At 66.6% G+C, this 18,169-nt stretch carries 17 protein-coding genes; 13 read left to right on the plus strand and 4 right to left on the minus strand.

The window, feature by feature from the left end:
• Positions 1 to 2 precede the first annotated feature (2 nt).
• The 4 genes from DCO49_RS07255 (at position 3) to DCO49_RS07270 (ending at position 6,504) form a co-directional block, all read left to right on the plus strand.
• Positions 3 to 1,031: an SIS domain-containing protein gene (locus tag DCO49_RS07255; protein ID WP_116863456.1), complete on the plus strand. Its 1,029-nt coding sequence runs from the start codon at positions 3 to 5 to the stop codon at positions 1,029 to 1,031.
• Positions 1,031 to 2,179: an N-acetylglucosamine-6-phosphate deacetylase gene (gene nagA / locus DCO49_RS07260; protein ID WP_116863457.1), complete on the plus strand. Its 1,149-nt coding sequence runs from the start codon at positions 1,031 to 1,033 to the stop codon at positions 2,177 to 2,179. The genes DCO49_RS07255 and nagA overlap by 1 nt, the downstream gene beginning before the upstream one ends.
• On the plus strand, positions 2,179 to 3,246 hold the full coding sequence (locus DCO49_RS07265) for a heparan-alpha-glucosaminide N-acetyltransferase domain-containing protein (RefSeq protein ID WP_116863458.1): 1,068 nt from the start codon (positions 2,179 to 2,181) through the stop codon (positions 3,244 to 3,246). The genes nagA and DCO49_RS07265 overlap by 1 nt, the downstream gene beginning before the upstream one ends.
• Before the next feature lie 237 nt (positions 3,247 to 3,483).
• Positions 3,484 to 6,504 carry an autotransporter outer membrane beta-barrel domain-containing protein gene (locus DCO49_RS07270; RefSeq protein WP_116863459.1) on the plus strand — a complete coding sequence of 1,007 codons (3,021 nt, stop codon included), beginning with the start codon at positions 3,484 to 3,486 and terminating at the stop codon, positions 6,502 to 6,504.
• A gap of 88 nt (positions 6,505 to 6,592) precedes the next feature.
• Here DCO49_RS07270 and DCO49_RS07275 read toward each other — a convergent pair whose 3' ends face one another.
• Positions 6,593 to 7,024, minus strand: coding sequence for a hypothetical protein (locus DCO49_RS07275; RefSeq protein WP_116863477.1), 432 nt, complete (start codon positions 7,022 to 7,024; stop codon positions 6,593 to 6,595).
• Positions 7,025 to 7,432: 408 nt separating this feature from the next.
• On the opposite strand from DCO49_RS07275, the gene DCO49_RS07280 reads away from it, so the two are divergent.
• From DCO49_RS07280 to DCO49_RS07300, 5 genes are all read left to right on the plus strand, one after another.
• Entirely contained in the window at positions 7,433 to 8,437 is a 1,005-nt protein-coding gene (locus DCO49_RS07280; protein ID WP_243402688.1) for a S41 family peptidase, read from the plus strand.
• Positions 8,438 to 8,440: 3 nt separating this feature from the next.
• Complete coding sequence (locus DCO49_RS07285) at positions 8,441 to 8,779, plus strand: hypothetical protein (RefSeq protein ID WP_116863461.1); 339 nt, start codon at positions 8,441 to 8,443, stop codon at positions 8,777 to 8,779.
• Positions 8,780 to 8,825: 46 nt separating this feature from the next.
• Positions 8,826 to 9,128, plus strand: coding sequence for a type II toxin-antitoxin system HigB family toxin (locus DCO49_RS07290; protein WP_116863462.1), 303 nt, complete (start codon positions 8,826 to 8,828; stop codon positions 9,126 to 9,128).
• Complete coding sequence (locus DCO49_RS07295; protein ID WP_116863463.1) at positions 9,125 to 9,484, plus strand: transcriptional regulator; 360 nt, start codon at positions 9,125 to 9,127, stop codon at positions 9,482 to 9,484. The genes DCO49_RS07290 and DCO49_RS07295 overlap by 4 nt, the downstream gene beginning before the upstream one ends.
• A gap of 86 nt (positions 9,485 to 9,570) precedes the next feature.
• The gene (locus DCO49_RS07300) at positions 9,571 to 10,005 is read left to right on the plus strand and encodes an SseB family protein (protein ID WP_116863464.1); all 435 of its coding nucleotides are present in this window, start codon (positions 9,571 to 9,573) and stop codon (positions 10,003 to 10,005) included.
• A gap of 43 nt (positions 10,006 to 10,048) precedes the next feature.
• Here DCO49_RS07300 and DCO49_RS07305 read toward each other — a convergent pair whose 3' ends face one another.
• Both DCO49_RS07305 and DCO49_RS07310 read right to left on the minus strand, forming a co-directional pair.
• The gene (locus tag DCO49_RS07305; protein WP_116863478.1) at positions 10,049 to 11,269 is read right to left on the minus strand and encodes a multifunctional CCA addition/repair protein; all 1,221 of its coding nucleotides are present in this window, start codon (positions 11,267 to 11,269) and stop codon (positions 10,049 to 10,051) included.
• Positions 11,270 to 11,347: 78 nt separating this feature from the next.
• Positions 11,348 to 13,321: a transglycosylase SLT domain-containing protein gene (locus DCO49_RS07310; RefSeq protein WP_116863465.1), complete on the minus strand. Its 1,974-nt coding sequence runs from the start codon at positions 13,319 to 13,321 to the stop codon at positions 11,348 to 11,350.
• Between the two features lie 264 nt (positions 13,322 to 13,585).
• Between DCO49_RS07310 and DCO49_RS07315 the strand changes: the two genes are divergently transcribed.
• The 4 genes from DCO49_RS07315 to DCO49_RS07330 all read left to right on the plus strand — a co-directional run bounded on the left by DCO49_RS07315 (position 13,586) and on the right by DCO49_RS07330 (position 17,171).
• Positions 13,586 to 14,482 (plus strand): nitrilase family protein, encoded by an 897-nt coding sequence (locus DCO49_RS07315; protein WP_116863466.1) that lies wholly within the window; start codon positions 13,586 to 13,588, stop codon positions 14,480 to 14,482.
• Positions 14,483 to 14,491: 9 nt separating this feature from the next.
• The gene (locus DCO49_RS07320) at positions 14,492 to 15,682 is read left to right on the plus strand and encodes a hypothetical protein (protein WP_207776472.1); all 1,191 of its coding nucleotides are present in this window, start codon (positions 14,492 to 14,494) and stop codon (positions 15,680 to 15,682) included.
• Positions 15,679 to 16,677 (plus strand): asparaginase, encoded by a 999-nt coding sequence (locus DCO49_RS07325; RefSeq protein WP_116863467.1) that lies wholly within the window; start codon positions 15,679 to 15,681, stop codon positions 16,675 to 16,677. The genes DCO49_RS07320 and DCO49_RS07325 overlap by 4 nt, the downstream gene beginning before the upstream one ends.
• Before the next feature lie 86 nt (positions 16,678 to 16,763).
• Positions 16,764 to 17,171 carry a biopolymer transporter ExbD gene (locus DCO49_RS07330; RefSeq protein WP_116863468.1) on the plus strand — a complete coding sequence of 136 codons (408 nt, stop codon included), beginning with the start codon at positions 16,764 to 16,766 and terminating at the stop codon, positions 17,169 to 17,171.
• A gap of 57 nt (positions 17,172 to 17,228) precedes the next feature.
• Here DCO49_RS07330 and DCO49_RS20150 read toward each other — a convergent pair whose 3' ends face one another.
• The gene (locus DCO49_RS20150; protein ID WP_133249408.1) at positions 17,229 to 18,116 is read right to left on the minus strand and encodes a hypothetical protein; all 888 of its coding nucleotides are present in this window, start codon (positions 18,114 to 18,116) and stop codon (positions 17,229 to 17,231) included.
• Positions 18,117 to 18,169 lie beyond the last annotated feature (53 nt).

Genomic DNA, 18,169 nt, shown 5'->3' on the forward strand with positions numbered 1-18,169 from the left:
CCATGTCGCTGTCCGACCCCACCGCCACCCTGATGTTCGCCGAGGCTGCTGAAGCGGCCGACGTGGTTGCCCGCCAGTTCGCCCGCAACCACGCCACCATGGAAACGCTGGCCGCCAGCCTGCGTGCGGCACCGCCGCCGTTCGTGGTGACCTGCGCACGCGGGAGCTCCGACCATGCCGCCACCTACGGCAAGTACCTGCTGGAAACCCAGCTGGGCCTGGTGGTCGCCTCGGCCTCGCCGTCGGTGGGTTCGGTCTACGCCGTGCCGCTGCAGCTTCGTGGTGCATTGTTCATCGTCATCTCGCAGTCGGGCAAGAGCCCGGACCTGCTGCGGAATGCAGAAGCCGCCAAGGCCGCCGGTGCGCGCGTGGTCGCCCTGGTCAACGTCGAGGATTCGCCGCTGGCGCAGCTGGCAGACACGGTCATCCCGCTGCATGCCGGCGCCGAGAAGAGCGTGGCCGCGACCAAGAGCTACCTGGCCTCGCTGGCCGCGCTGCTGCAGCTGGCCGCCTACTGGAAGCAGGACAGCAGCCTGCGCAATGCGCTGGACCTGCTGCCCGATGCGCTGCGTGCGGCGTGGCAGTGCGACTGGAGTGCGGTCTCCGATGGCCTGGTCGATGCCACCAACCTGTTCGTGCTCGGCCGTGGCCTCGGTCTCGGCGCGGCGCAGGAGGCCGCGCTGAAGTTCAAGGAAACCTGCAGCCTGCATGCCGAGGCCTACAGCTCGGCCGAGGTCAAGCACGGCCCGATGGCGCTGGTCGGCCGCGGCTTCCCGGTGCTGGCCTTTGCCCAGCCCGATGAAACCGGTGCCGGCACCCGTGCGGTCGTCGAGGAATTCAGTGCGCGCGGCGCCCAGGTGTGGATGGCCGGCGCCGGTGGCAACCTGCCGGTGGCGGTCGCGCCGCACCCGCTGTGCGCACCGCTGCTGACCGTGCAGAGCTTCTACCGTGCCATCAACGCACTGGCGATCCGCCGTGGCTTCAATCCCGACCTGCCGCCGCACCTGAACAAGGTCACGGAGACGGTCTGATGGCCACGGTCCTGCGCAACGCCCGCATCCTCACCGGCGATGATTTCCGCGACGACCTGGCGGTGGTGATCGAAGACGGCCGCATCATCGCGCTGCTGCCCGACGCCGCGCCGCAGCTGGGCGAGGCCGACGAACAGGTGGACCTGGGCGGTGGCTGGCTGCTGCCGGGCTTCATCGACGTGCAGGTCAACGGCGGTGGCGGTGCGCTGTTCAACAACACGCCGGATGTCGCATCGCTGCGCACCATCGCGCAGGCCCACCGGCGCTTCGGCACCACCGCGATGTTGCCGACTCTGATCAGCGACGACGTGGACGTGATGCGCGAGGCGATGGGTGCGATGCGCGAGGCGATCGCGCAACAGGTGCCGGGCATCATCGGCATCCACCTGGAAGGCCCGTACATCGCCCCGGCGCGCAAGGGCACCCACGATGCCAGCAAGTTCCGCGTGCCCGATGCCGATGAAATCGCACTGGCCGCGTCGCTGGACAACGGCGTGACCCTGCTGACCCTGGCGCCGGAGCGCGTACCGCTGGAGACGATCCGCGCGCTGGTCGAGCGCGGCGTGATCGTGGCGGCCGGGCATACCGCCGGTACCTATGAAGAGATCCGCGACGGACTGGATGCCGGCGTGCGCGGCTTCACCCATCTGTACAACGCGATGTCGCCGCTGCAGGGGCGTGAGCCCGGTGCCGTGGGTGCAGCGCTGGAAGACCGCGACAGCTGGATCGGCATCATCGTCGATGGCGTGCACGTGCACCCGGCCAGCCTGCGCGTGGCGCTGGCCGCCAAGCCACGCGGCCGCCTGCTGCTGGTGACCGATGCGATGCCGCCGGTCGGTGCCGATGACCCCAGCTACGTGCTGTACGGCGAGACCATCACCGCCGTCGATGGCGTGGTGCGCAATGCCGCCGGTGCGCTGGCCGGTTCGGCGCTGGACATGGCCACGGCCGTGCGCAACACCGTGCAACTGCTCGGCCAGCCGCTGGCCGAGGCGGCGCGCATGGCGTCCACCTATCCAGCGGAATTCCTCAACGTGGATGACCGCCTGGGCCACATCGCCGAGGGCTACCAGGCCGACCTGGTGCTGCTGGATGATGCCCTGCAGGTGCGTGGCACCTGGATTGCCGGACAGTACGAGGCGGCCTGATGGACGCAGCGCCGCCACGCCGGCTGGGCTCGATCGACGCCCTGCGCGGCCTTACCGTGGCGGCGATGCTGCTGGTCAACAACCCCGGTGACTGGAGCGCGGTGTTCGCGCCGCTGCGCCATGCGGACTGGCATGGCTGCACGCCCACCGACCTGGTGTTCCCGCTCTTCCTGTTCCTGGTCGGCGTGTCGATGGCCTTCAGCGTGGCACCGCGCGCGCACGACGACGCCGCGCGCCCGGCACTGGCCCGTGGCGTGCTGCAACGCGCGCTGCGCATCGCCCTCGCCGGCGTGCTGCTGCACCTGCTGGTGTGGTGGGCGCTGCACACGCATCACTTCCGCATCTGGGGTGTCCTGCAGCGCATCGCGCTGTGTGCGGCCGTGGTCGGCGTGGTGGCGGTGTACGTGCGGCCACGCACCCAGGTGGCGCTGCTGATCGCCCTGCTGGTGGGCTACACGGTGCTGCTGCTGGGCATCGGCGATCTGGCGCCGTGGACCAATCCGGCCAGCCGCCTGGATACCAACCTGTTCGCGCCCTTCATCTACCAGTGGCAGGCCGACACCGGCCTCGGCCACGATCCGGAAGGCCTGCTGAGCAGTCTCGGCGCACTCGCCAGCACCGTGCTCGGCCTGCTGGCCGGTGGCCTGCTGCGCCACGGGCGCGCTTCCGCACTGGCCGGTCTGGGCGTGGCGACCGCCGTGCTGGGTCTGCTGCTGGCCACGGTGCTGCCGCTCAACAAGCAGCTGTGGACACCGAGCTACGTGCTGTGGACCGGCGGCCTGGCGGCGCTGGCGCTGTGGCTCGGGCACCTGCTGGTCGACCGCAGGGGCTGGCCCGCGCTGGGCCGCCGCTTCGGCGTCAATGCCATCACCGCCTATCTGGGGGCCTCGGTGATGTCGGTGATCCTGCTGGCGACCGGTGCCTGGGGATGGGTCTGGCAGCAACTGGCTGCAGCGATGCCGCAGGCGTTGGAGCTGGCCTCGATGCTGCAGGCGTTGGTGTTCGTCGCGCTGTGGTGGGGCGTGGCGTGGTGGCTGGACCGGCGTCGCATCTACCTGAAGATCTGACCCGGGCCGGGGCCTTGGCAACTCAGTAGATCCACGCCACGCGTGGATGCTCTTCACCATGATGGGTGAAAAACATGAACCCTTTCATGCACATGCACCCGGTGTGATGCATGAATTACTTCACGCGCCAAGCGTGATGCATCCGGCATAACGTCAGACCTGAATGCTTACGGCGCCTCTGCAGCGCCAGCAGTGCCCATCTCCGCAGTTCCTGACCTTCCGACCCAGGAGTGCCCTATGTCCGTTGCCGCACCAAGTCCGCGCCGCTTGACCCGCTGCCTGCTGCAGGCCCTCGCTGTTCCCGCTGCACTGGCTGCCACCGTGCCCATCGCGTGGGCGGGCTGTGACAACGTCGCCCCGCTGGCCGGGCAGAGCGTCACCTGCAGTGCCGCAGCGCCCAACCCGCAATCCGTGCCGGTCAGCGCCAACGGCGAAGCCGGCATCACTCTCAACGTCGCCAGCGGCGCACAGCTGCAGCAGAACGGTGGCGGCAGCGCCATCAGCCTGGTCGGAGCCGGCGGCCATCAGCTTGGCAACCAGGGGGCGATCAGTTCGGTCGGTGGCATCGCCGTGCAGCTGGGTGGCGGCAGCCGTGTCGACAACCTCGGCAGCATCAGCACCGGCAACAACACCGCATTGCAGTTCGTCGGTGCCGGCGACAGTGTGCTGGTCAACCGCGGCACCATCAGCGGCCGCACCGGCGTACAGTTCGGCGCCGGCAATGATCGCCTGGAGATGCTGGACGGCAGCATCAGCGGCGGCGTGCTGCAGGCCGATGGCAACGACGTGCTGCTGATCAGTGGCGGCACGCTCGACAGCGTCGACCAAGGCAACGGCGATGACCAGATGACGGTCAGCGGCGGCACCATCACCGGCCTGGTGGCGCAGGGCAGCGGACGCGATGATTTCGTCATGACCGGCGGCACCCTCGGCGCGCTGCAGCAGGGCGACAACATCGACACCTTCCGCATGAGCGGCGGCCGCATCATCGGCGCCTTCGAGGATGGCGACCAGGCGTGGATGACCGGCGGCCGCATCGGCCGGGTCAACATGAAGCTGGACAAAAACCTGTGGGACCAGTCCGGCGGCACGGTCGACGGCAACGTGGTCACCGGCTTCGATACCGATACCATCATCATCTCCGGCACCGCGTACATCGGCGGCAACATCAGCGTCAGCGGCGGCAATGACAGCGTGACCATCACCGATGGCACCGTGCGGGGACAGGTGCTGCTGAGCACCGGCAACGACACCTTCAACTGGAATGGCGGTGGCATTGTCTACGGCGCCATCGACGGCGGCCCGGACGATGACGTGGCCAACCTCAGCAACCTCAACCAGGCCAACCTGGGCGCAGTGCCATTGTTCGACGGTGGCACCGGCAATGACCAGCTCAACTTCCGCAACGTCAAAACCACCGGCGTGGCCCGCTTCCAGAACTGGGAAGCGATCAGCCTGGCCAGCAGCACCGAGCTGACCTTCGACGGCGACCTCATGCTCGGTGACAGCGGCACGGGCACCGGCACGCTCACCCTGGATGACACCAGCACGCTCTACGCTGGCAACGGCGCGCATGCACTGCGGCCGTTCGCTGCGGGCGCGCTGGTCAACGTGGTCAACGCCGGGCGCATCGATCTCACCGGCATGGGCGCAGGCGATGTCTTCAGCATCCGCGGCAATTACCGCGGCGAGGGCGGCGGCCTCTACCTGCGCACGGTGCTGGCGGGGGATGGCTCCAACAGCGACCGCTTGGTCATTGACGGCGGCACGGCCAGCGGGACGACCGGCATCGGCATCCTCAACGCCGGCGGCGGTGGCGCGGCGACGTTGGCCGACGGCATCCTGGTAGTGCAGGCGTTGAATGGCGGTACCACCGCGGCGAATGCGTTCTCGCTGTTCGCTCCGGTATCGGCCGGTGCCTATGAGTACTTCCTGTTCAAGGGCGGCGTCAGCGCAGGCACCGGCGAGAACTGGTACCTGCGTTCGACCCTGGTGGCTGGCCCGACGCCGGCACCGAACGGCAACGGCAACGCCACGCCGCCGCCACCCACTCCCGACGTCGCGCCACCGCCGCCGATCACGCCGGCACCGCCACCGCCGCCGGAGGATCCGATTGATCCCGACCTGACCGCCGGCGAGACCGCACCGCCGCCGCCACCGCCGGAGCCGACACCGGTAGCGCCGCCCGGCGACCCCGCCGTACCCGATGTACCGGTGGCCGGCAGCAGCCTGCCCGGTGCAGGCTCGACCCCGCCCAGCCCGGGTGCACGGCCGGCGCAGGGCGACGTGGTGCCGCTGTACCGCCTGGAAACCGCCGCCTACGCGGTGGTGCCGCCGCTGCTGCGCGAGACCTCGCTGGCCAGCCTCGGTACCTTCCACGAGCGCCAGGGCGAACAGCGCCTGCTCTACAGCAACGGCGCCTTCCGCACCGCCTGGGGGCGACTGGTGGGGCAGAGCAGCGAGATCCATTGGAAGGGCGACGCACAGCCTGGCTTCGATGGCGATGTGATGGGCGTGCAGGCCGGTCTGGATGTGTGGGCGGCAGCCGCCGACAACCATCGCAACCAGGTGGGCGTGTTTGTCGGCCGCACCCGCGCGCAGGGCAGGACCACCGGCCTGGCGCTGGGCTGGGAGAACGTACAGGTCGGTCAGAGTCGCCTGGACGACAAACATGTGGGCCTTTACTGGACCTTGACCGGCAGCGAGGGCGGTTACCTCGACGCGGTGGCCCTGCAGAGCCGCTACGACGGCCGTGTGCGTTCCTCGCGCGGCCTCGGCATCGACGTCAAGGGCGATGGCACTACGTTGTCGCTGGAAGCGGGCAAGCCGCTGCTGCAGTTCGGGCAGTCCTCATGGTGGCTGGAACCGCAGGTGCAGGTGATCTGGCAGCGCAGTTCGCTGGATGACCGGCGCGACGACGTGTCTGCGGTGCGCTTCGACAGTGACAACGCCTGGACCGGCCGCGTCGGCCTGCGCCTGGCCGGTGATTACCAGCTGGCCGACAACGGCTGGCAGCCGTATTTCAAGGTGAACTACTGGCATGGCCGCTCGGGCGAGGATCGCATCCAGTTCGACAGTGACACGATCATCAACGCGCAGCGCTCGCGTGCGCTGGAAGCCGGTGTCGGTGTGGTCGCACGCTTCAACCGCACCATCAGCTCGTATGCCGTGGCCGACTACACGCGCGAGCTGGGCGGTGACCGCAACGAGGAGCGCCGCATCATCGAAGGCAACATCGGCTTGCGCGCGGACTGGTAGCGCCGGGCCATGCCCGGCGAGGTGGCGGGTGTGCCGACGGCGGTCGGCACACCCCGCAACGCGGCCATGATCCTCGCTTGAATCGGCGTCATGATCTCTCGCCTGCGTCCGATGCCACCAACGCCTCCGCATGATCGGCCATCACCACCACGGCATGCAGCAATCCCTCCTCCACCTGCGGTGGACACTGAGCTTCAGCATCATCCAGTTCCCGCGCGGCCTGCGCCGCCAGCAGTACGCGCCCGCACGCCGACACCGCCGCCATGCAGCGCGTGGCTTCAGCCATTCCCCGCATACGCGCGTCGCTGAGCTTTCGATTCTGCCAAGGCTGCCCATCGGCGCCATGACCGCGCGCGAGGCCGTACAGCCTCGCGAAGAAGGCCGAGGGCGGGGCACTTTCTTCAGCCACGCTCAATGCATCTTCCAGCGCTTTCGCCGTGGTATCGGGCAGGGCCAGGGTGGACAGCGCATCGCCCAGCAGAGACTGCAGGCAGGGATAGGTGGGGTAGGGCGTATTCATGGCGACAACCTCACAAGACAAGGCCACCTGCGGGGTGCAAGGTGGCGGACGGTGCGGGTTGGCGTGCCGGTCAAAATCCGAAGAGAAAAAGCCGACGGATCGCAAGGATCCCCACGCACCGCCCGCCATGGGCGAGCCGGTGCATTGTCGTGATTGCCTCAATGAAGGCAAATCATTCTTTCGGATGTTTGATTCAGGACGCCAATCCCGGCCAGCGCAAAGCGCGCTGGCATACGGAATGTCACTCGCGTTCTCCGGCAGTGGAATGAGTAAAGTTGCAAAGCTTCCCCATGGCAAACATTGGGTCGAAAACGACGTAATGCGCGATAGCGCCAGATCGAACGACGCGGTTATTCTGCCCCTCTGCTACGTGACAAGGAGTCGTCAATGCTTGACCTTCGTTCCGCCGTGCTCGCTGCGCTGTGGTTTTCATCTTCTGCCGCCATGGCAGAACAGACAGTTGAATTGCCGTCGCCAGAAGCGCGCGAACAGATGCTGCATTTCCTTGAGTTCCAATCGCTGTACCGCGATCGCGTCGATTGGAGTAATGCGCGCGCGCGGCTGGCCGCCGCAGGCGACGATCGTGCACAGCAGCGCCGCGTGCTGGATGAGGCGGCCACGCGCAGCAGCGGTGGACATGGCCGGTGGATATCGCCCAGCCAGCAGCGCGAACGCTCCAGCCTCGCCCAGCGTCTGAATGCCGGGCAGAGCACTGCGTTGGCAGAATCCCCAAGCGTTGATGCCCGCATTGGCGTACTGAAGGTCGGCCCCTTCGTGGAGGATCTGCAACGCAGCGAGCAGCAGCGCTACGACGCGCGCAAGGCCTACGCGTTGGCACTGCAGCAGCGCATCGTCGATCTGGACGACGGCACGCGCTGTGGCTGGGTGGTCGACGTAAGTGGTAATGGCGGCGGCAACATGTGGCCTATGCTGCTCGGGCTGTTGCCGTTGTTGCAGGGGACTCCAGATGCGCAGGGGGCATTGATCGGTGCCTTCCGCAGTGCCAATGGCCTGCAGTGGTGGCGACAAGAGAAAGGTGAGGTGAGGCAGGACGGCACGAAGGGGCTGCGCTCACGGCAGGCTGCCTATCGCCTGCGTGCGGGTAGCGCCCCGGTGGCGGTGCTGATGGGTGCGCGCACCGCGAGTTCGGGCGAAGCCGTCGCGCTGGCATTCCGGGGACAGGCGGGCAGCCGCAGTTTCGGCCAACCCAGCGCAGGTTTCTCAACCGGCAACCGGCCCGTCAAGCTGGTGGACGGCAGCACCCTGCTGTTGACCCACAACGTGATGGCCGACCGCAACGGGCTGGGCGACGGTGCCAGGTTGCAGCCGGACGAGGCCACCGCTATTGGACCGGACACTCTGGCCGCCGCGCAGGCCTGGCTGCTGGCCCAGCCTGCGTGTGCCGGGGGCTGACCGATGATGATGATCGGCCAGCAGGAGCGAGTGGTGGTGGTTGGCCCGACCGAGGCCCATCACTGCCTACGCTGCCAGACCGAGACAGACTTCGCCCCGCAGCTGCGTTACCGCATGGCGCGCATCGACCTGCTGTTCGGCTTCGTCTACCAGCGCCGTTACGAGCTGGCCTGCACCGGCTGCGGGCATGGCTGGGTGCTGGACACCGACACCATGGACCAGCAGCTGGGCGGGGTGCCGATCCCGTTGCGGCACCGCTTTGGGCTGCTGCTGATGCTGCTGGTGGTGACTGGGCTGGCGGTGGCAGGGTGGATGTGGCGCTCAGGGGCTGGGGCGGGCTGATGGCGATGGATTTGCATATGTCCCAAATTGGGACTAGGATTCTCCCTTGAAGATATTCTCGCTTTCCACGTTGAGGCGCTACTGGGAGAAATTTCCGGAATGCGAGCAGGCTCTGAAGGCTTGGCATGACGAGGTGAGGCGCGCCGTCTGGGCGAGCCCACACGACATCCGCGACCGCTTCGCCAGCGCCAGTTTCGTGGGCAGCACCCGTGTGGTTTTCAACATCAAGGGCAACAGCCATTGTCTTGTGGTGGATGTCTCTTATCAGCGACAGATGGTCTACATCAAATTCATTGGCCGTCATGCCGACTACGATCGAGTAGACGTCTCGACTGTGGAGGGAAAATGAACATTCGCCCCATCCGTACCGAAAGCGACTACGAGATCGCGCTGCGCGAGCTTGAGGCCTATTTCGAGAACGAGCCTGCCATCGGCACTGAAGAAGGGGATCGTTTCGAGATTCTTTCCACGCTTGTCGAGGCCTACGAAGCGAAGCACTACCCGATCGGACTGCCAGATCCCATTGAAGCGATCCGTTTCCGCATGGAGCAGGGTGGGTTGACGGTAAAGGACCTGGTGCCTTCCATCGGCCAGCTCAATCGCGTCTATGAGGTGCTGAACCGCAAGCGCGGGCTGACCCTGGAAATGATCCGCAATCTGCACCGCAACCTGGGCATCCCTGCCGAGAGCCTGATCGGTCGTTGACTGTTCCCATGACGGCGGGTCCGGCACGTGGACCATGCTTCCGTCCTGCTAAAGTGACCCCCTGCAATCACGTACCGGAACCGACCATGGACCACGACACGCCGTTCGAACCCCTCAACGACCTGGAGGTCCGCCTGCTGCAGGCACAGGACGGTACGCTGACTGCCTCGCAGTTCCTCGATGGCCTGCTGACCGCGCCGGTGTTCGTGCTGCTGGACAAAGCCATCGGCGAGGATGGCGCCTGGGACGAGAGCATTTCGCCGCTGGTGCTGACCAGCGAGGGCGGCGAGCCGATGTTCGCGGTGTTCACCGCGCCCGAGCGCGCCGGTCTCTGGCACGAGCAGCTGCCGCAGTTCGCCCATGCCATGCCGATTGCCGTGCACGCGCTGCTGGCGGGCATCGGCGAGGGCGTGGGCCTGGTGCTGAATCCAGGCCTGGATGTGGGCATGGAGATGATTCCCGACGCGGTGGCGCAGCTTAAGGAACGTGCTGCGGCGATCACGCGTGGGATGGCGCACTGATAAAGCTGTGGTTGCCGGCCAGCGACCGGCACTACCAGATGCTTCAGCGGGCGGCGGCGATCGCCTTCACTCGCGCCTTGGCCAGCGCCTCGCCAATGGCCGGCCCCTTCAGGTGCGTGGTATCCAGATCACGTGCCTGCACTGACAACGCGGCCTGGTGCAGGCGCTTGAGCGTTTCGCCCTGCGGGTAGTCGCTGTCCTCGAAACCAAGCCGGCCGCGCTTGTCGGCCTCGCAGCACAGCGCGATGCGGGCCACCCGTTCCGGCCGGCGCAGTGCATCGCAGCGGCCCAGCAGGTCCAGCACAGTGGCATCACGCAGCTCGTCGATGCGGTGCACGTTCAAGTGCTCGCGGCAGACCGCTTCGGCCAGCTGCTGGTGCTCGGTGGGAATCTTCAGGCGCGCACACAGCTCCTTGAGCGGCTTCAGGCCACGCTGTTCGTGCATGATGTGGCGTGGCCACTCGTCCGGCGGCGTCAGGCCCTTGCCAAGGTCGTGGGTGAGCGCGGCGAAGCCGACCAGGTCATCGCCCGGTGCCAGCCGGGCGGCCATGTCACTGACCATCTCCTGATGGATGCCGGTATCCACTTCCGGATGGAACTCGGCGCGCTGCGGCACGCCATACAACGCTTCCAGTTCCGGCAGGATCGGGCCGAGCGCGTGCGCGTCGTGCAGGGTGCGCAGGAAGGCCGACGGCCGTTCGCAGGCCAGCGCCTTGCGCAGCTCCTGCCACACCCGTTCGGGCACCAGCGCGTCCAGTTCGCCACTGGCGGCGACCTGGCGCATCAGCGCCATCGTTTCCTCGGCTACCGTAAAGCCCAGCGGCGCGAAGCGCGCCATGAAGCGCGCCGCACGCAGCACGCGCAGCGGGTCTTCAACGAAGGCGGGACCGACATGGCGCAGCACGCGCTGCTGGATGTCGCGCGCACCGCCGTAAGGATCGACCAGGGTGCCATCGGCCTCATCGCAGGCGATGGCATTGATGGTGAAATCGCGGCGCTGCAGGTCTTCCTCCAGGGTGACCCCCGGATCGGCATCGACCACGAAGCCGCGGTAGCCGCGGCCGGATTTGCGCTCGGTGCGCGCCAGCGCGTATTCCTCACCGGTCTTCGGGTGCAGGAACACCGGGAAATCGCGGCCCACGGCGGTGTAGCCCTGCGCTTCCATCTGCGCGGGGGTGGCACCGACCACCACCCAGTCACGGTCGCCGGCGGGGCGCTGCAGCAGGCGGTCGCGTACGGCGCCGCCGACAAGATAGATCTTCATGGCGGTGATGATCGCACGGGCGTGTGCCGCCGCGCTGTGTGCTCGCCGGGCATGGCCCGGCGGCACTACCCGCGTCGATCAATCCCCGCCCTGGTCGGCGTCCGCCGCACAGGTGAACGCCTTGCGCTTGTCCACCAGGCGGCCCATCAGGCGGTCGCTCAGCGGCAGCGCATTGCCATTGAGGCGCCAGTCGTAGATCACGCTGAAGGCCAGCACGCGGGCCACGTACTCGCGCGTTTCCTTGTAGCTGATCGTCTCGATCCACAGGTCCGGGTCGAAGCCCGGGCGCTGGCTCTGCCAGCGCGCGGTCGGGGTCGGGCCGGCGTTGTAAGCGGCGATGGTGACGTAGGGCAGGCCGTCGTACTTGTTCATCAGCTGGCGCAGGTAGGCCGTACCGATGGCGATGTTGGTGTCGGGGTCGTACAGGCTGTCGGCGCCGCCGTAGGCGGTCAGGCCGATGTTCTTGGCCACGCCCGCACCGGTGGCCGGCAGCACCTGCATCAGGCCCATGGCGTTGGCAGGCGAACGCGCGCGCGGGGTGAAGGTGCTTTCGGCGCGGATCTCCGCGGCCACCCAGGCCGGGTCGATGGCGTTGCGCGAGGCTTCGCGGCGAATGGTGCCGTCGTGGTGCAGCGGGAAGCGCAGGTCGTACAGGCGCTGTTCCTGCGGCTGCTTGCCGAGTGCGAACACGGCGCGGTCGAACCAGCCGTTGTCCTGCGCCACGCGCACCGCCAAGCGGCGCTGGGTGTCATCGAAACGCGACAGCGCGCTGTTCCACTCGGCCACGGCCCAGCCATTGCGGTCGATCTGGTACAGCGCCATCGCGCGCTGGATGGCCGGGTCGCGGGCGACGGCGGCCTGCGCCTGCGCACTGTCGTTCGGCTTCCACGGGCACAGCGTGTAGTTCTGCTGCAGCTTGTCGGCGGCCAGGAAACCGTGGAAGGTCGGTGCGCGCGCGGCCGTGCGGAACAGCGGCTGGGCCTGCTGCGCCTGCCCGGTCTTTTCCAGCATGCGTCCTTCGAAATACGCCCAGCGCGAATCGTTGCGCTGCTTGCTGCCCATCTTGCGGATGGCGGTCAGCGCGGCCGCCCAGTCACCACGCGACATCGCCTCGCGCACGCGCCATTCGTGCAGGCGCTCGTCGTAGGCCGATTCGGGCACGGCGTTGAGCCGGCGCGCGGAGTCGGGCAGGTAGGAGGCCACCGTCCACAGCGCGATCTGGTAACGCACCTGGGCCTGCTGGTCGGCGCTCAGGCCCAGTGCCTGCGCGTACTGCGGCAACTGCTGTTCGGTGGCGCCGGGGTCGGCCTTGGCCAGCTTTTCCAGGCCGTCGGTGGCGATGCGCCGGCTGCGCTCGTTGCGCGGCCAGTTCAGCGCGCTGGCATTGGGCGTGTCAACGAAGGCGGCGTAGGTGTTGGCCAAGGCCAGGTCGGCCGCGGGCAGGCCGCGTGCGGCGCTGCGCATCACTGCCGGCTGCTGTGCATCGGCGGCGGCGTCGATGCGTTCCCAGCGCAGGGCATCACTCATCCCACCCTGCGCCTGCAGTACCGCGAACACCGCGTCACAGGCATCGGGCAGTGACTTGCCGTTCTTGCGCCACAGATCCTGTGCTTCGCTGATCCACTGCGGATCGACCTTGCCAGTGGCCTGGCGCGCCGTCAGCTGGGCGCAGCGCAGGCCGAGGTTGTCGGTAGGTGCCCAGTTGGCCAGCAGGGTGGTCCAGTCCTGGCGGCGCGCCACCGAGGGCAGCCAGACGCTGCGGAAACTGTTGGCCACGGCCTGGCCGTCATAGCGCTTAAGGAAGGCCTGGGCCTGGCCGGTATCGACCGTGTCGATATTGCGGCGAAGCTGGGCAAACTCGACCCAGCCGTAGGCCGGGTGGCGGCTGAGCGCGGCGGCCTGGCGTGGATCGAGCTGGCCGCGTTCGGCCGCAGCGATGGCGGCCTTGAGCTGGCCGCTCTGGGCGTCGAGTGACTGGGCGCTGGCGCAGCCGATCAGCAGCGATGCGGACAGCGGGAGCAGGGACAGGGCGGTCGAAGAACGTCGGGTCATGGGCCCAGCATAGCGGGCGCTGGCTGAATTCAGTTTCGCATCGCGTGCACGGTGGCTGCACTGATGCAAATGGCCCGCTTTGGCGGTGGGTCAGGCCGGATGCTCGGGCCGGTCCAACGCGGAATTCAGTGAGAGTCGTCGCATAAAGCCCACTTTGAAGGCGTTTCGCGCAGTTGACGCTTTTGCCAATTGAAGCGGCCGCACAACGGGTGCCTGCTGCAGTGAAACGGGAGCAGCCGCTCCGCCCCTGCAGAGGACCATCGCATGTCAGACCAGCCCAAGCCGTTCAGTCCTGTCTCGGTTGCCGCCATCCAGTTCGACCCACAGTGCGGGCCGGAGAACGTCCCCGCCAACATCGAACGGGCGCGCCTGCTTGCCACGCAGGCGGTGGAACGTGGGGCCCGCCTGATCGTGCTGCCGGAGCTCTGCTGCACCGGCTATTCATTCAACAGCCGGGCAGAAGCGTTTGCGATGGCTGAATCCGTACCTGATGGAACGACGGCGCAATACTGGGAGGCCTTCGCGCGCGAGGCGGGCATCCATCTGGCCGTGGGCATTGCGGAACGCGATGGTGCCCGTCTTTACAACACCGCCGTGCTGTTCGGTCCGGACGGCTATATCGGGCGCTATCGCAAGACCCATCTGTGGTGCCGCGAGAAGCTCTACTTCTGTGCCGGCGACCTCGGCTATCCGGTGTTCGAGACGAGCGTTGGCCGGATCGGCCTGATGGTCTGCTGGGATGTCTGGTTCCCGGAGGTGCCGCGCCTGCTGGCGTTGCAGGGGGCTGACATCATCCTCAGCCTCAACTGCTGGGTGTGGACGCCGCCGCCGCTGTTCGATGAAAGCGGCCGCTGCATGGCCAGCTACCTGACCATGACTGCCGCACACGTCAACAATGTGTTCATCGCAGCGGCCAACCGGGTTGGCACTGACCGCGGGGATCGGTTCCTGGGCTGTTCGCTGATCGTCAGTACGAACGGATGGCCGCTGGCCTCCATCGCAGCGCCTGAAGGCGAGGCGGTGGTGATGGCCGAGGTGGACCTTTCCACGGCACGCAGTGCACCGATCTGGAATTCTCTCAACGACCTGTGCCGCGACCGGCGTACCGATCTCTTCGATCCGATGCTGGGCTATCGCCAGCATCCCATGCTGCCGCGCTGAGGCTCACGCATGGCGCGCACCCCCTTACCGGCCCAGTCGCCAGCCGCCCGCTGCCACTGGGGCTGGGTACTGTTCTCAGCGACATTTGCACTGGCGATCATCGTGACGATGGTGGCTGGTTGGCGCACGATGCCCCCCGGCCAGCTCTGGCCAGACCACAGCCAGTTGATGGGCAGCCTCGCAACATGGGCGGGCCGCTGGCGATGGTGGGTTGGCGATGCCAGTGAGGTGACCTTCTACAAGCACGAGTTCGCCTCGCTCGGTCTGATCGGGGGTGCTGCAGTGGCTCATTGGGCGAACAGGCGTGGGAAATCATGGCAGGGATTCCCGATCTGCTACGGCACTGGCCGCTGGCCCTGGGTCGCAGTAGCGTCGATTGGCGGACTACTGCTTGCCAATATGATATTTGCCAGCACAGTGCAGGACGGGAGCTGGCAGCCCACGTTTGTTGCTGCGGTCTCGCTGCCGGCGGCGATGGTGCTGCTGTTCGGTGGCGGCTGGAAGATTACGGGAATCGCCGCCGCATCTGGCGCATTGCTGGTCACGCCGCTGGCGTTGTTGCTGGTGAATCAGCTCTGCGCACCGCTGGGCCTGCCAGCCGTCATCGGCAACGTCCTTGCAATGGCACTGGCAAGCGCGGCCGCCTTCGTCGCCGCGAGGCGGCTGGGCTGGAAGCCGGTTCCCGCTGCGCCTAGGCCAGAGCCCGTTGTGCACGTCACGCGGTATGGCTGGCAATGGGGCATGCGCCGGGTGCTGGCGGACTTCAGCGAAGCTCCATTCCTGGGCAACGAGCTCGCCAGTGCCGGGCTGATCGGCGGCGTACTGCTTGCCGCCCTGCTGCAGCCGGCCGGACCCTTCTATGGCACTGGTTGGCTGATGGCACTGCTGTGCGGCCAGGCGCTCGCCTCTGCGGTGGGAGTCTGGGTATGGCGGGAGCGCTGGATCCAGCGTGGCTGGTACCCCACATATATCCCGATTGTCTCCGTGGTTCCTGCCTGCATTCTTGCCCACGGCGGGAGCGCGGCGGTGGTGGTGCTGTCCGCGCTGCTGGGGGCACTGCTGACGCCACCGTTGGCTGCGGCATGTTCGGCTCGCCTGCCTGCACATGTGCATCCGTATATAGGCAATCTCCTATCGATGGCGGCAGGCGTTCTGCTGATCGTCCCTGCGGTGGGCTGGATACTGAAGGGGGCCATATGAAGCGGCTGGCATTGGGTTCACTCGGTGGCACCCTCAGCATGCGGGGGGACGCAGCGGAAGTGGGCATCGTTCCGAAGATCTCCGCGCAGTTGCTGGCGGAGGCAGTGCCGGGACTGAGCAGGTTGGCAGCCGTGCAGGCGCATACGCTCGGTCTGTCCCCCAGTGCATCGATGTCCTGGGTCGATGTGCTTGCTGCACGGGACTGGGCAGACACGATGGTGGGCGACGGCGCTGATGGCGTGATCATCACCCAGGGCACCGACACGCTCGAGGAGTCGGCGTACCTGCTGGATCTGTTATGGACGCATCCGCAACCGCTGGTGTTGACGGGCGCCATGCGCGGTGCAGATGCAGCTGGTGCTGATGGCCCCGGCAATGTGCTGGCCGCAGCGGTTGCGGCACTTGATCCCCACACTCGCATGCGCGGGGTGATCGTCGCCATGCAGGACCGCCTGTACGCGGCGGACCAGGTGCGCAAGGTGCACAGCCTGGATCTGGATGCCTTCCAGTCGCCAGATAAAGGCTGTATCGGGCGGGTGCAGGAAGGGCAATGCAGCTATGCGGGACTGCCTCCGGAACGACTGCCTGCACTAGTGCCCACGCGTGTTCAGCAACGGGTAGCCCTGCTCGAGGCGGTGCTGGGCGAAGGTCCTGAGGTGCTGCATTCGGTACTGGAGAGCGGATGCGAGGGACTGGTCGTGGCGGCCATGGGCGCGGGCCATGTCCCGTCCAGCTGGGTTGAGCCCTTGGCGCGTGCCGCAGTGCATCGTCCCGTCATCATCGCCTCGCGCACCGGCGCCGGCGCGACGGCACGCCATACCTATGGCTTTGCTGGCGGAGAAATCCACCTGCAGCGGCGGGGGCTGCTGATGGCCGGATCACTGTGCCCCCGTAAGTGTCGCCTGTTGTTGTGGGCACTGATCGGCTCGGACGCACTCGGCTCTCTGCGGGAGCGCCTGCAAGCATACGGCGGAGGCGTGAGCAACGGCAGCTGAATGCTCCACGCGCAGACACTGCCGCCAGCCTGCACCGGCGACGTACTGTCGGCTTGGGCGAACGGCCCGGGTGCAAGGAGTGGCACATGGCGTTCAGTACCGCAGGAAAAAGCGGCCCTTTGGCGGAGATCAATGTCACGCCGCTGGTGGATGTGATGCTGGTGTTGTTGATCATCTTCATCGTGACCGCGCCGATGCTGTCGCGGCCCATCGCGGTGCAGCTGCCACAGGCGACGGACCGGGTGGTCGACCGTCCCGACCCACCGCCACCGATCAAGCTGCGCCTGGATGCGTCCAGCCAGCTGAGCTGGAACGGCCAGCCGATGGCCATCCATGATCTGCAGACGCGCCTGCGTACCCAGGCCAGCGAGCACGCCGGCAACCTGCCGGAGCTGCGCATCGCCACCGATCCGTCTGCCGAATACGAAGGCATGGCGAAGATACTCGCGGCTGCCGAGGCCACGGGAATGGAGCGGATCGCCTTCGTGCGATGACGCAAAGTGGCGCTCTCAGGGCATTACTCCCTGAGAGCGCGGACTGATCGGGTGAGGTCAGTATTGCTGGCAGTAGACCGTGCGGCCGTCCCAACTGCAGGAAATGCGGCTGCTTGAGCCACGTTGGACCGGTACGCCGTACATCTGTGCAGAGCGGACCCATTTATCAAGGTCGCCCTCGCGGCCGAAATAGTACTGGCCAGCGTAAGAAGGAGCTGTGGCAGGATCTGCGATAGTCTCATCGGGCACCTTGTTTCCGGTGCTGTCACGACTCTCTCCCTTCTGGTATTTGGCCTCTGACACGTTGTCAGGTGTGATTCTATAGAGGGTCTTCGAACCATCTCGCCAGGTAATAATCACATTGACTGCGCCGCCGCCCTTGATGCTGGCCCAGCTAAGCGCAAACTGTTGGATGGAAAGCGCGAAGCTGTTCCAGGCGGTGCTGCTGGTATTAGCTCCTGCAATTTCCAAGGCCAGATACTGGCCTAGTCGCGTTCTCATGGTTGCGGAGTTGATGATTTCGAAGGCGTCCGAGGATTTGTAGGAGTCGGGAAATCGCATTCCGTTTGAATGTCCCGGGTTGTCGGGATGCAGGGGGACGACGGCGCCTCCACCTGCTTTAGGAAAGGCTTGGTCGGAGTGGCCAGTGGTGTTTGACACACTCTCTACAATTCGTAGAAACGCCATTTGGATCTGACTGGGAACCGGCGTGGAAATGGCACGCCATTTCCTGAGCTCACGATCGTACTCAACATTGAAAGCGGTGAGTTGCGCTTTGTCGAAGTCAATTATTACTGTGAGCCCGGCCCCCGACTGCAGTGCAACGGATTTGGGGGATGCGCAGTTGTTGCATTCTATGAGGCCACCTGCTTTTGCTCCGCCCGTGAACGAGAGGGTTGCCAGAGCGATGATTGCAGCCTGCAGTGCGGCAGTAATTGCTTTCACGATAGGACCTCACACGACGCTTCGGAGGTTTGAGTCTCTGCCCAGTTCCTGCT

It is taken from the genome of Stenotrophomonas sp. SPM (assembly GCF_003105135.1).
GTDB lineage: Bacteria > Pseudomonadota > Gammaproteobacteria > Xanthomonadales > Xanthomonadaceae > Stenotrophomonas.